The 12,458-nt window shown below is 38.9% G+C and carries 15 protein-coding genes; 3 read left to right on the forward strand and 12 right to left on the reverse strand.

Annotated features, from left to right (window positions below; all coding sequences use genetic code 11):
• Positions 1 to 86: 86 nt before the first annotated feature.
• Positions 87 to 380: a hypothetical protein gene (locus tag AM305_RS02695; protein ID WP_005822948.1), complete on the forward strand. Its 294-nt coding sequence runs from the start codon at positions 87 to 89 to the stop codon at positions 378 to 380.
• 2 nt (positions 381 to 382) lie between these two features.
• On the forward strand, positions 383 to 625 hold the full coding sequence (locus AM305_RS02700; RefSeq protein WP_005822949.1) for a hypothetical protein: 243 nt from the start codon (positions 383 to 385) through the stop codon (positions 623 to 625).
• Positions 626 to 851: 226 nt separating this feature from the next.
• Here the strand turns inward: AM305_RS02700 and AM305_RS02705 are convergent, their stop codons facing one another.
• From AM305_RS02705 to citD, 12 genes are all read right to left on the reverse strand, one after another.
• Positions 852 to 1,907, reverse strand: coding sequence for a tyrosine-type recombinase/integrase (locus AM305_RS02705; protein WP_005822950.1), 1,056 nt, complete (start codon positions 1,905 to 1,907; stop codon positions 852 to 854).
• Positions 1,811 to 2,116 (reverse strand): helix-turn-helix domain-containing protein, encoded by a 306-nt coding sequence (locus AM305_RS02710; protein WP_005822951.1) that lies wholly within the window; start codon positions 2,114 to 2,116, stop codon positions 1,811 to 1,813. The genes AM305_RS02705 and AM305_RS02710 overlap by 97 nt, the downstream gene beginning before the upstream one ends.
• Positions 2,117 to 2,148: 32 nt before the next feature.
• Positions 2,149 to 2,430, reverse strand: a complete 282-nt coding sequence (locus AM305_RS02715; RefSeq protein WP_005822953.1) for a hypothetical protein — start codon at positions 2,428 to 2,430, stop codon at positions 2,149 to 2,151.
• A 15-nt stretch (positions 2,431 to 2,445) separates the two neighbouring features.
• Positions 2,446 to 2,598 (reverse strand): hypothetical protein, encoded by a 153-nt coding sequence (locus tag AM305_RS12530; protein WP_005822955.1) that lies wholly within the window; start codon positions 2,596 to 2,598, stop codon positions 2,446 to 2,448.
• A gap of 31 nt (positions 2,599 to 2,629) precedes the next feature.
• Positions 2,630 to 2,845 (reverse strand): DUF551 domain-containing protein, encoded by a 216-nt coding sequence (locus AM305_RS02720; protein WP_005822957.1) that lies wholly within the window; start codon positions 2,843 to 2,845, stop codon positions 2,630 to 2,632.
• A gap of 661 nt (positions 2,846 to 3,506) precedes the next feature.
• On the reverse strand, positions 3,507 to 3,794 hold the full coding sequence (gene rplY / locus AM305_RS02725) for a 50S ribosomal protein L25 (protein WP_005822960.1): 288 nt from the start codon (positions 3,792 to 3,794) through the stop codon (positions 3,507 to 3,509).
• A 173-nt stretch (positions 3,795 to 3,967) separates the two neighbouring features.
• Positions 3,968 to 5,236, reverse strand: a complete 1,269-nt coding sequence (locus tag AM305_RS02730; protein ID WP_005822962.1) for a malic enzyme — start codon at positions 5,234 to 5,236, stop codon at positions 3,968 to 3,970.
• Between the two features lie 197 nt (positions 5,237 to 5,433).
• Positions 5,434 to 6,885 (reverse strand): anion permease, encoded by a 1,452-nt coding sequence (locus AM305_RS02735; protein ID WP_005820948.1) that lies wholly within the window; start codon positions 6,883 to 6,885, stop codon positions 5,434 to 5,436.
• A gap of 12 nt (positions 6,886 to 6,897) precedes the next feature.
• Positions 6,898 to 8,304, reverse strand: coding sequence for a triphosphoribosyl-dephospho-CoA synthase CitG (gene citG / locus AM305_RS02740; protein ID WP_005822964.1), 1,407 nt, complete (start codon positions 8,302 to 8,304; stop codon positions 6,898 to 6,900).
• Between the two features lie 225 nt (positions 8,305 to 8,529).
• Positions 8,530 to 10,032, reverse strand: a complete 1,503-nt coding sequence (citF, locus tag AM305_RS02745; RefSeq protein ID WP_005822966.1) for a citrate lyase subunit alpha — start codon at positions 10,030 to 10,032, stop codon at positions 8,530 to 8,532.
• 11 nt (positions 10,033 to 10,043) lie between these two features.
• On the reverse strand, positions 10,044 to 10,919 hold the full coding sequence (gene citE / locus AM305_RS02750) for a citrate (pro-3S)-lyase subunit beta (RefSeq protein ID WP_005822969.1): 876 nt from the start codon (positions 10,917 to 10,919) through the stop codon (positions 10,044 to 10,046).
• Complete coding sequence (gene citD / locus AM305_RS02755) at positions 10,916 to 11,203, reverse strand: citrate lyase acyl carrier protein (RefSeq protein ID WP_005820944.1); 288 nt, start codon at positions 11,201 to 11,203, stop codon at positions 10,916 to 10,918. Before citD ends, citE begins: the two co-directional genes overlap by 4 nt.
• 258 nt (positions 11,204 to 11,461) lie before the next feature.
• Between citD and metF the strand changes: the two genes are divergently transcribed.
• Positions 11,462 to 12,340 (forward strand): methylenetetrahydrofolate reductase, encoded by an 879-nt coding sequence (metF, locus tag AM305_RS02760; protein WP_005822970.1) that lies wholly within the window; start codon positions 11,462 to 11,464, stop codon positions 12,338 to 12,340.
• Positions 12,341 to 12,458 lie beyond the last annotated feature (118 nt).

The following is a 12,458-nucleotide window of genomic DNA, read 5'->3' on the forward strand; positions in this document are numbered from 1 at the left end:
TCAATTAAACCACTAACAGTATAAATCTCTAACAATGCCCGATCAAAAATGGTCGGGTTTTCTTTTATCTAAACAAGGAGTCCATTATGGCAACTTTCAATAAAATCTTAACCCCAGTGTATTCAACCATTTCAGGTTTCTCAATGAACCAAGACGGCTCAATGAATGTAACCTATGCGATCGGAACAGGAACCGAAGAAGACGGCGTGATTACCGAATTTAACCCATTGGTTACCGAGTACAAATATCTCGATGCACAACAAGCAATGGCAATTATGATGAAGCCAATGACCAAAGACGACATTGGTAAATCCTTCCAAGATTTAATGATTGGGCGTATTTATCATTACATGATTGAGCAAGGGATTGTTAGAGTGTGATTATGGCAAAACAATACTGCACGGGGCTGAAAAATGCCCCGAAAAATATCAACTCGTGCTGTCATCAACACGACCGTGATTATGGCGTAAATGGCAAAGTAAACCGAGCGGAAGCAGACAAGAGATTGCGCGAATGTTTAATTTTACAAGGTCGCCCTGTTGTTGCGTGGTGTGCTTGGATTGTGGTAAGGTTGTTCGGTTGGTATTTTTGGAAGAGTAAGAAAAGAGACAATATAGCTGAATAACCAGTCTTTATTGTGTCAAAATTGTGACAAAAAAGGGATGAAATAGCCTATTTATATATAAATAAAAACAGTGATTTTAAATGCGATTAGCTCTGTAAGTCATTGTTTTTATTGATTAGTTTATTCTACTATATGTTATATAGTAACTTCCTTCTAAGGCGTGGGTCAAAGGTTCGAATCCTTTAGGGCGTGCCATTAAATTCTTTTAAAATCAATCACTTATAGGCTATGCAACTAATCTTAATCTAGGCTCATTTTGCGAATGTTCCGTAAATGTACCGTAAATTTCGACCTTGTTTGCGTGTTCCAATAAGTGATCTGCATTTAAATGAGCATACTTTTTAACCATTTCTAAGGTTTCCCAGCCGCCTAATTCTTTTAATGTGAAAAGTGGTGTTCCTGCTCGAACGTGCCAACTCGCCCAAGTGTGGCGGAGATCGTGAAAGTGGAAATCAGATAATAAGCATTTTTTTGTAGATAAATTAAATGCTTTTCGGTTAATATCCTGTAAAGGATTACCGTTTCTGCCCACAAATACATATTTAGAATGGCGGTGGCGGATAGATTCAAGAAGTTTTATGGCTTCTTGGTTTAATAATAGCGATCGTGCCTTACCTGACTTTGCAACATCATTAGTCACGATTGCTACTTTCCTTTCAAAATCTATCTTATCCCAAGTCATTGTTAAAATTTCTGTACGTCTTGCTCCTGTCATCAAAGCAAATTTGCAGATAGACTTCATCCAGTCGGAACTCAATTTATCTATGAGCTGTTTTGCTTGCTGTTTCGTGATCCAACGCACTCTAATTGGTGGCTCTTTCTTTTTCTCCACATATGGCACAGAATCCAGCATACCTAGCTTATAGGCAATATTTAATACCCTTAGTAAAGATTTAACATACTTATTTTGCGTACTATGAGATAACGCCTGTTTAGTATTGGCATTCTTTTTGGGGATATTTAAGATAATTTCTTGTGCTGTTAAAGAGCTGAGTTCTCGACCTGCGAATTTAGATAGCCAGTACTCGGCGTGTCGCTTTTTCGTGGCTTTATCCTTTAATTCTTCGGCTGAACGGACATAATGCAATAAGGCATCTTCGAAGATATATTTTCTCTTTGTTTCGAGCTTATCTTCTGCCCACATTTCTTGCTTGAGTTTGTCGTGATACTGTTGTGCTTCACGTTTTACAAGCGTGCGAGTGCTTCTCTTAATTCTCTTGCCGTTTGGGGTTGTGATATCAACCCACCACGGACCGTTTGCTTTTCGTCTGTAGATCGACATTTTCTTTTCTCCTCGACCGACAGAGATACCCCACGGCCATTATTCGCTTGTTTTTTCATTCGGTCAAGATCTGATCGTTTAACCCGCCACACTTTAGAACCTTCCATTTTAAAAAATCCCCAATCTGCTAAATGTTGGCGGACGGTGTTTGGGTGGCAATTTAACTCTTTGGCAACTTGGTTAATTGTTAAATGTTCTATGTGTGTCATACTTTTTACCCAAATAAAAAACCTAGCTTCCGCTAGGCTTGTTCGTTGATCCATTCTCTTAGGTTTTTCCATTTTTGGTAGTCGCACTGGTCGCCTAAGTGGCGATATTCGCTATTGTCTCTTAGGTCGTCTTCGTGGGATTGCAATGCTTCGTCTAAATCTCGAATGATGATGGCTTTGGCGTGTTTGGTAAGGTCTTGCCAATGTTCACGGATAAACTTCACGGCAAAGGTTCTACGCCCCATACAGTAGCGTAATGACTGTATGGCGAGCGTTTGAAAAGTGCGGTGGTTTACGCTGACGGTTTTGGTCATTTTGTTGCCCATTTTTCAAAATGGTAAAATAAAACTCAATCGTTGGTTTGATTTGTCATCTTCTTTTTCTAGCCAACAACGGAATTTAATACCTTCATAGCCTAAGGTTGTACAAATTCCCTGAAGATGAGAGAGAATTTTGGCAAATTTTTCTGCTTCTAATTGCATAAATCGCCCTCTTTAACAAACACACCATCTATCATTTTTCCCTTGCGCTATTTGATTTGGTTGATGGCGGTGGGAGTGGTTGCCAGTGGGTAACATCATAAACTCTAGAAAAATTAGATAAATGAAATTCCCCGTCTGAACGAATTGATGCTAAGAAATATTCTTCGCTGTTTATAACTAATACTGCTCTATATGGTTCTGGTAATGCATCTTTAACACTAATCCAGCCGTTGTTTTCTTTAATCATTCTCAATCTCCTAAAATAACAAAACCGCACTAGGCGGTTTCATCTTCAACACACAAATTCAACCGTCCCTCCAAATGCGCATAGTTGTCTAAATCGACCTAATGGTCGGCAAAGTGGCTGCTGCCGCCTCAAATGCGTGTGACTTTTGCTATAATCACTAATATCCAGCCAAGATTCTAATACCACTCTATATTTTTTGATCATAACCGCTCCTTAATCCCGTCAAAATTCCGCTGCTAATAATTCAAATAACTGCGATAACTCTTCTACTATTAAGATGAAATCAGCATCGAAACGCTGTTGGTAATCTTCTTTGAGGACGTCATCGTTGCGTTCTGTAATATAATGTTTGCCAATGTTAAACAAGCGAAAACCCAGCCGTAAAAAGCTGGGTTTTGTTGTTTCTGTATGTGTAACGTTGTTTCAGTTTTCCCTTCTTACTTCTTCCTACTTCATCCAAATTTTTCCCATTTATCTTGTTTATATTTGTATGGTTATGTTGGTTGGGTTTAAGATAAAATACTCAAACCAACAGATGAAACGTAAAAAAAAAACGTTCCGAAACTATTTTGTAAAATGTTGATTTTATTACCTTAAAAATCAGCAAAATCACAAATAATTTCGGAACGAAAAATAGAGTTAAAGCCTTGCTACGCCTAGATTACACGCGTTTGAAGTCTAAGTGAACAAGTTTTGGTTTTGTTGGGTGGCGTTGAATCGCTTGTACTTTAACTTGCTCTTCTTTACCTGCAACAACGATAGTTAATACTTCGTTGTAGAACGCATCGTGAATTTGTGCGTTGTTTAAGTTATCGTGGTTTAATACGATTGATACAGGCTCTGCAGAACCACCGTAGATGATTGCAGGAACTTGACCATTGTGACGCAGGCGGCGGCTCGCACCCTTACCTTGCGCTGTACGAACTTCAGCTTCGAATTTGAATGACATTGTTTAATTCTCTTAAATAATGGAATTTTCATTCCGTAAAAAACAAAAAATAGCAGGCGACCCAGCTATTTCCCTAAAATTATGTGACTAAAAGTCGGGCGTAATTCTACATGATTTAGAAAAAAAATGCAAAAAAGAGATGGCATTCCATCTCTTTTTCTTGTTGTTTTACATTATTCGACTAATTTTCTAACACGATCAGCATAAGCCTTCCAATCATTGATTGGGCGAGTTGCTACGCCACTTTCCATTGCAGCTTTTGCTACCGCAGAAGATACTACTTCAATTAAGCGAGGATCGAAAGGTGTTGGAATTACATAATCTGGACCAAATGTTAAAGAACCATAGGTTGAAATAACTTCAAAAGGTACAGGTTCTTTCGCTAAATCTGCGATTGCATGTGCAGCTGCCATTTTCATTTCCTCGTTGATGGTTGTTGCGCCAACATCTAATGCACCACGGAAAAGGAATGGGAAGCATAAAACATTATTAACTTGGTTAGGATAATCCGAACGTCCTGTACAAACAACAGCATCTGGACGAACTGCTTTAGCTTCATGTGGTGTTGTTTCAGGAACCGGGTTTGCTAGTGCTAAAATAAGCGGATTATCAGCCATTGTTTTAATCATATCTTGCGTTAATGCACCAGCTTTAGAGCAGCCTAAGAACACATCGGCACCTTGAATGGCATCTGCTAATGTACGCCAACCGTTATCTTCGATAGCATAAAACTGTTTAGTTTCATCCATGTTATCGCCACGACCTTGGAAGATAACGCCTTTAGAATCGCACATTGTGATATTTTCTTTTTTGAAGCCCAAAGAGCGCAATAAGTTTGTACACGCAATTGCTGAAGCACCGGCACCGTTTACCACTAAACGGACTTCATCAATTTTTTTACCTACTACTTGCAAGCCGTTTAAAGCGGCTGCACCAACAATGATCGCTGTGCCATGTTGGTCATCATGGAAGACCGGAATACCCATTCGCTCACGTAATTTTTTCTCGATATAGAAACATTCAGGTGCTTTAATATCTTCTAAATTGATACCACCAAATGTTGGTTCTAATGCGGCAATAATATCAACTAATTTATCCGGATCTGTCTCATTAATTTCGATATCAAAAACATCAACGCCAGCAAATTTCTTAAATAGTACACCTTTACCTTCCATAACAGGTTTTGATGCTAATGCGCCAATGTTACCCAGACCTAAAACCGCAGTACCATTAGAAATCACTGCCACTAAGTTGCCTCGCGCAGTATAACGGCTTGCTGCTGCTGGATTTTTTTCAATTTCGAGACACGGCTCAGCAACACCTGGAGAATATGCTAATGCTAAATCATGCTGAGTAGCTAAATTTTTAGTTGGTGTAACGGAAATTTTGCCTGGAACGGGAAATTCGTGGAAGTCTAATGCCTGTTGTTTTAAATCACTCATACTGTATCCTTATTAAAACGAGAGAATGGAAGGAATTTTATTTTATTGCAAATTTTAACCTAATTTTGTGATCTAGATCGTAATTTTAACAATTTGTTAAAACTTAATTCATTAAAAACATAACGTATTACGTGAAAATAAAACAATGGGGTTTTGTAAAAGATCTACAAACCCCCACCGCTTAATTAGAATTTATCTTAGTTTACTGTTGGTAACCAACCTGCACTGAACAGGAACTCCCACCAAGCAATACCTAATGTTGCGTGAATGAGTAAGCTACCGAATGCAATCACTGCACCTGCTGTCCACCAAGATTTAATGTCATTATAACCTGCACCAAATGTAATTGGACCTGGGCCACCACCGTAGTGCGTTACAGAACCACCGTAAGAGTTAGAGAATAATAAGCCTAATGCTAATAATTCAACCGGTGCACCAGCTACTTTACCGACTGTTGCAAATACAGGAACCATTGCAGCTACATAAGCACCACCTGATGCAAATAAGTAACGTACAGCAACACTCAAGAGTAAAATAACGATTAAAGCAATATTACCATGGTCGCCAAAGTTTAAGTTTGCACTTAATGTATCTGCTAACCATTTGAAGAAGCCTGCTTTCTCTAAAATGCCAGACATACCAATGATACCACCGTACCAAATTAAGGTATCCCAACCCGCTTTATTTTTACGGATATCATCCCAAGATACGATGGTTAATACAACGCAAAGTACCATGGTAATTAACGCAACTGTTGTTGCATTTACATTTAAGAAATCAGAGAAAATCCAGCCAAATAACGCTAATACGAATAACACCGCTAATGCTTTCTCACGGAAAGACATTGGACCTAATTCATCTAAGCCTTTTTTCGCAATCGCTTTATTATCTACATTTTTTAACTCTGGTTTAGCAATAATGTAGCAGATAAATGGAATGATAAATAAGCATAATAAACCTGGTACAGAAGCTGCTAAGAACCATTGAACCCAGTTTAAGTTTAAACCTAGAATTGGAGACATCAATGATAATGCTAATGCGTTAGGCGCCATCGCTGTTAAGAAGATATAGCTGGTTGTTTTTACCACCATATATACGTTTAACAATAAGTAACGACCTGCTAATTTAGGTGATTTTTCTGGATCTGAACCTAAAGCGACTGCCACACTGTTAATAATTGGGAATACAATCCCCCCTGCACGAGCCGTGTTTGACGGAGTTGCCGGAGAAAGTAATAAATCAAGGAAAACTGTCACATAACCTAAACGGAGAGTTGTGCTTCCTAACCAACTAATCATGTGATATGCAATACGTTTACCTAAACCGGTAATCACGAATGCAGAACTAAGGGTAAATGCAGTAAAGATTAACCATGTTGTACCAGATTGATAACCGGCAAGTGTATGGCTCACTTTCACAAATTCACTAGCACCTTCAGTATTACCGATAGTTGCAGCAGAAGCCGCGACAGCAGCAAGTAATAATACCGGCTCGCCATATGGTTTAATCACAAGACCTACGATTGTTGCAATGTAGATCCCTAATAAACGCCATGCAATCAGAGAAAGTCCCTCTGGTGCAGGCAGTAAGAAGAAGAGTACAGGTATTGCAACCAGTACTGCAACTTTTTGCGCTTTAGATAAAGCCATAGTTCACCTCTATTAAGATTTAAGATAACATTTAAAAAAAATCGTTAATGCCAATAAATCTGCACTGCCCCCTGAACTCAAATTACGTGCAATGCAGGCTTGATCAAATTCTGTGAGACTTGAGATCAAGTCGTTTTTATTTTGTAAAAGTATTTTGTTTTTTAACCGCTTGTTTGCTTCTTGTTGAATGAAAGTAAGTCCTTCCATCTTCCCTCGATTAACAACATTCGTATCGGGATTATTTGCCATTAAATACAATAATATAATTAACCATTGATGTTGTAATTCAACATTTTTGTATGCTTCAACAAAATCCAATGCTTGTCTTACTAATAAGAAGCCACTTTCTGCTTCGCCTCTGGCGCCTGTTAAGCCATATTCTCTAAACAATCTAACGCCAGCGGTAAGAGGTTGATGATCAGGATAATGCTTTAATTCTTCTGTTAAACCCAGAGTAAATTGTGCAACTTGCTCACAAATAGCATTAACTAAAGATTGACTTTGCTTAAGCTGATTTTCTATTACATCTAACGCATACAATCGTCCAATTGCGGTACAAATTAACCCAAATGCAAAAATTGCGCCTTTATGGGTATTCACATCATTTGTTGCCTGCCGCATTGCTTTTTCTGCAATAACACCAAGCGGTCGAATTTGTGCCAAAATTTGCGAATGGGGCAAATTGACGGTTTTTATCCCCTTTAATACAAACTGTGCAAAAAACGGGCGTAATGCTAGCGCACTTTGCTCAAAAGTTTTCAGGTTCATATCCTGATGAGAACCATTATTTATACTATCCACTAAGCCTGGTTTTGGCGATAATCTTGCTTCATCAACTAATGCTTGATAAACCATTGTGGCAATGCGCTGTGAGAAATCATCTGCCTGAACACGCTTTTTCATTTCGCTCCAAATCGCTTCAGAGCTATGTTTTCTTGCTCTTGCGCAAACTTTTGCTTCATCTTGACAGACTAAACAAGGGCGAGGCGGATAATTAAATTCTGTACGACTTAACAATCTGCCATCCGCTTGAATAACATCGATATCCCATAAACGAGCAAGAGGCGAACTTTCTTCTAAAGCGATCATTGCCCTTTTTAGCTTGTCAGCCTCAATAGGCAGTACAAATAATGCTTCATGTCCCGTATTTAACGGTCTAATAAATTCTGCTGTGGGCGTTACCCCTAAAGCCGAAAAACAAGCGGTCAAATTTTCTAATGCGCTTGCAAACGCATAATTGAGCAACGCATTTTTCTTAACGCCCCCTACCGCAAGCAAAGTAAGCGACAATACTGTTTGACCGTATTGTGCTAAACACTGTTGCTGGAGCTGAACTCGGTTTTCTCGAGCTTCAAGCAACTGCTCAAGACTTACCTCTTCGCCGTCCAAAGAAAAATTATTATAAAATTGCTCAAACATATTGACCGCTTACTTAATAAGGCGAGTATAACGTTTATACTCCAGACCGTTGACAAACCCTATACGAGCCGTATAGGGTTACTTAATCTGAGCCGCTCTGCGGCTCTTCCTTTCAGCCCCAGCGGGGCTGGGCTTAATGAACCTAGCACGGCTCGTGCTAGGTTATTGCTCAAATATAACCTTTATCAGCAATCTGGAGTATAACGTTTATACTCGCTTATTTTTTTATGCTTTTACTTGATATACCGTATCAATCACAGAACCATCACGGTAACGAACAATCGCAACCGGTTTATCGGTGAATTCGATATCTTTCGGTTTACCTGTAATGCTATATGCACGCTCACAAAGTTGTTCAATCGTAAATAATTGAATACCTGCTGCTGTTAATTTTTCAATTAAGTCAGGGCGTTTAGGGTTTACCGCAACACCGTGATCGGTTACAAGAACATCAATGTTTTCACCTGGGGTTACACAAGTGATTACGTTTTCAACCACTGTAGGGATACGACCACGCACAAGAGGAGCTACGATAATCGCAACTTGAGCAGAAGATGCGGTATCACAGTGTCCACCCGATGCGCCACGAATAACACCATCAGAACCGGTTAATACATTTACGTTAAATTTGGTATCAATTTCTAACGCTGAAAGAATAACCACATCTAGACGCTCAACTGAAGCACCTTTTGAACTATAGTTTGCATATTGGTTAGCTGATACTTCGATATGATTTGGATTACGAGCAAGAGATTCTGCCGCATCTTTATCGAAAGATTGAACGTCAATCAGTTTTTTGATTAAACCTGCTTCGTGTAATGCCACCATACTTGAGGTAATACCACCTAATGCAAAACTTGCTGTGATATTTTCACGGCGCATTTTTTCTTCCATAAAACGGCTTACCGCAAGTGCCGCACCGCCTGAACCGGTTTGGAACGAGAAGCCATCTTTAAAGTAACCAGAACCAAAAATGACTTCTGCACATTTACGGGCAATTAAAAGTTCACGAGGGTTTGTTGTCATACGTGTTGCGCCACCTCCGATTTTCTTCGGATCGCCAACAGCATCAACTTGCACGATTAAATCTACTTGGTCTTGTGCAATGCTGATCGGATGAAGTGGGTATTCGCCAAATTCTTCTGTTAAAAGCACAACTTTATCAGCAAATTCCGCATCAACACGAGCATAGCCTAATGAACCACATTTACTTTTACCGGTAAAACCATTGGCATTACCGAATTTATCGCAGCAAGGTACACCTAAAAATGCCACGTCAATTTTTAATTCACCTGATTTCACTAAGTGAACTCGACCACCGTGCGAGTGAATATTAACCGGCTCCGCAAGAATACCTTTTGAGATTTCATCTGCTAATTTGCCACGTAAACCTGATGAGTAAATTTTGGTTACAACACCATTTTTAATGTGTTCTACGATTGGGAAATGGCTATCGATCAATGAACTTGAAGCTAAAGTCAGGTTTTTAAAGCCCATTTCAGCAATTTTGTCCATTACCATATTCACGACAAAGTCACCGCCACGGAAAGCGTGGTGGAACGAAACTGTCATACCATCTTTTAAGCCTGAACGGCGGATAGCATCTTCTAAGCTATCACAAATTTTGCGGTCTTTCGCAGTACGAGCAAGAGATTCAGCTTTTGGCACTGCTTGATAAACAGCTTTACCGCCATTAAATTTTTCAACACGTTGTTCTCTAGTTGTCATTTTCTTTCCCCTTACTCTTCACGAATACCTGATTTAGCACGTTCAAGCACTAATCTTGCGCGATCAATAATCGGTGCATCGATCATCTTACCGTTTAATGACACTACACCTAAACCATTACGTTCTGCTTCTTCCGCAGCTTCAATAATTTTTTGTGCTTGTTCCACATCTTTTTGTGTCGGCGCAAATAAATTATGCAGTAACTCAATTTGGCGAGGGTTCACTAATGATTTACCATCAAAACCTAATTGTTTAATCAATGCCGCTTCTTTTAAGAAACCTTCTTCATTATTTGCATTTGAATATACGGTATCGAATGCTTGAATACCGGCTGCACGTGCTGCTTGTAAAATTGAACAACGTGCGAATAATAATTCAATACCTTCAGGTGAACGCTCTGTTTTTAAGTTACGTACGTAGTCTTCCGCACCTAATGCAATACCGATTAAACGTTTAGAGGCTGTTGCAATTTGATTTGCTTGTGTAATACCAAGTGGCGATTCAATTGCCGCTAACATTAAAGTTGAACCAACTTCACGACCACACGCTTTTTCGATTTCTGTAATTGCATTATCCATATCAATCACATCTTGTGCGGTTTCTGTTTTTGGCATACGCACAACATCAACGCCTGCACGTACAACGGCATTCAAATCTGCCAAACCAAACTCAGAGTCTAATGGATTAACACGAACAACCGTCTCAATTTCTTGATATAGCGGGTGTTGCAATGCGTGAGCAACTAAGATACGTGCAGAATCTTTTTCTTTTAAAGCGACCGCATCTTCAAGGTCAAACATAATTGAATCAGGTTTATAGATGAAAGTATTGCTAATCATCGCTGCATTTGAACCCGGTACAAACAGCATACTTCTTCTTAATTTCATAGCACTTTCTCCCAATCAATTTTTTCGTCTGTTGCACGTAAAAGCGCAGCTTTCAATCTTGCACGAAGTACGCAATCAAGTGCGCCTTTATCTTCTACAATAACTTGAGCTGCGGTTACATTAAATTGTTTTAGAACGTCATTGATGGTGGCTAAAATGTCATCACCAAATTGTTTACCTACTGAACTGTTGAGTTCGATTTCCAGTTGTGCAGAAGGTGCAATTCGCACTTGTGCATCGCTAGATTCTAATGTGCCGGCTACGGCAACTTTGGTTATCTGCATAATGCGTTCCTTATTTTAATAAATGAAATCAGTTGATTAAAAGTGTTATTGATTAAACATCTAGATGTTTCGCATTTTATCTGACTTAAAAAAAAAATCTAGTAATAAAGAGGTATGTTTGATGTATATCAAATTTTGCCTCTTGTATGAATTTATTTCATCTTCATTTTGAGAATTATGTAATTGACTTACATTAACCAAACTCTTAAAGTACAACTTAGTTACTATTAAAAACAATATAAGGAAAAGGTTTCTCACATGAGTTTTGCAGCCAATATCGACCAATTAAATCAAAACATTGCCGACTTAAATGGCAAGATCAACGTTTCTTTTGAATTTTTCCCACCTAAAAATGAAAAAATGGAGACCTTGCTTTGGGATTCTATTCATCGTTTAGCGCCACTTAAACCGAAGTTTGTTTCTGTAACTTATGGTGCGAATTCCGGAGAGAGAGATAGAACGCACAGTATTGTGAAAAGTATTCAACAAGAAACTGGAATCATTGCAGCCCCTCATCTTACCGGTATTGATGCAACACCTGATGAACTTAAAGTTATCGCAAAGGATTATTGGGATAATGGGATTCGCAACATTGTTGCATTACGAGGCGATGAACCACCAGGTTATACTAAAAAGCCTTTTTATGCTTCAGACCTCGTTGCATTATTAAAAGAAGTGGCTGATTTTGATATTTCTGTGGCTGCATACCCTGAAGTTCACCCAGAAGCTAAATCAGCACAAGCCGATCTACTCAATCTCAAACGAAAAATTGATGCCGGTGCAAGCCGTGCGATTAGCCAATTCTTCTTTGATATTGACAGTTACTTACGTTTCCGCGACCGCTGTGTCAATGTGGGAATTGATGTTGAAATTGTGCCGGGTATTTTACCGGTTACCAATTTCAAACAATTACAAAAAATGGCGCAACTCACAAACGTCAAAATCCCAAATTGGATGCATAAAATGTATGAAGGTTTAGATAATGATCCAACAACACGAAATTTAGTTGCGGCAAGTATTGCAATGGATATGGTTAGAGTTCTCTCGAAAGAAGGCGTAAAAGATTTCCACTTCTATACGCTAAACCGCTCAGAATTAACTTATGCGATTTGTCATACTTTAGGCGTTCGCCCTTAATCACACAATTCACGTGATATGATATAGTGATGCGATAACATAATAAAAACTGTTACTAAAAAGTGGCGTAAAGCTTTATAGTATACGGTGTTATGTAGCAGTTGCACAAAGATTTAAC

It is taken from the genome of Actinobacillus minor NM305 (assembly GCF_000175195.1).
GTDB classification, from domain to species: Bacteria; Pseudomonadota; Gammaproteobacteria; order Enterobacterales; family Pasteurellaceae; genus Haemophilus_A; species Haemophilus_A minor.

Excerpts from the sequence above, each read along its gene's own strand:
- AM305_RS02715 (WP_005822953.1), bottom strand. The coding sequence starts at position 2,430 with ATGACCAAAACCGTCAGCGTAAACCACCGCACTTTTCAAACGCTCGCC.
- AM305_RS02695 (WP_005822948.1), top strand. The coding sequence starts at position 87 with ATGGCAACTTTCAATAAAATCTTAACCCCAGTGTATTCAACCATTTCA.
- rplY (WP_005822960.1), bottom strand. The coding sequence starts at position 3,794 with ATGTCATTCAAATTCGAAGCTGAAGTTCGTACAGCGCAAGGTAAGGGT.
- AM305_RS02710 (WP_005822951.1), bottom strand. The coding sequence starts at position 2,116 with ATGACACACATAGAACATTTAACAATTAACCAAGTTGCCAAAGAGTTA.
- AM305_RS02730 (WP_005822962.1), bottom strand. The coding sequence starts at position 5,236 with ATGAGTGATTTAAAACAACAGGCATTAGACTTCCACGAATTTCCCGTT.
- AM305_RS02700 (WP_005822949.1), top strand. The coding sequence starts at position 383 with ATGGCAAAACAATACTGCACGGGGCTGAAAAATGCCCCGAAAAATATC.
- AM305_RS02720 (WP_005822957.1), bottom strand. The coding sequence starts at position 2,845 with ATGATTAAAGAAAACAACGGCTGGATTAGTGTTAAAGATGCATTACCA.
- AM305_RS12530 (WP_005822955.1), bottom strand. The coding sequence starts at position 2,598 with ATGCAATTAGAAGCAGAAAAATTTGCCAAAATTCTCTCTCATCTTCAG.
- metF (WP_005822970.1), top strand. The coding sequence starts at position 11,462 with ATGAGTTTTGCAGCCAATATCGACCAATTAAATCAAAACATTGCCGAC.
- citE (WP_005822969.1), bottom strand. The coding sequence starts at position 10,919 with ATGAAATTAAGAAGAAGTATGCTGTTTGTACCGGGTTCAAATGCAGCG.
- citD (WP_005820944.1), bottom strand. The coding sequence starts at position 11,203 with ATGCAGATAACCAAAGTTGCCGTAGCCGGCACATTAGAATCTAGCGAT.
- citF (WP_005822966.1), bottom strand. The coding sequence starts at position 10,032 with ATGACAACTAGAGAACAACGTGTTGAAAAATTTAATGGCGGTAAAGCT.
- AM305_RS02735 (WP_005820948.1), bottom strand. The coding sequence starts at position 6,885 with ATGGCTTTATCTAAAGCGCAAAAAGTTGCAGTACTGGTTGCAATACCT.
- AM305_RS02705 (WP_005822950.1), bottom strand. The coding sequence starts at position 1,907 with ATGTCGATCTACAGACGAAAAGCAAACGGTCCGTGGTGGGTTGATATC.
- citG (WP_005822964.1), bottom strand. The coding sequence starts at position 8,304 with ATGTTTGAGCAATTTTATAATAATTTTTCTTTGGACGGCGAAGAGGTA.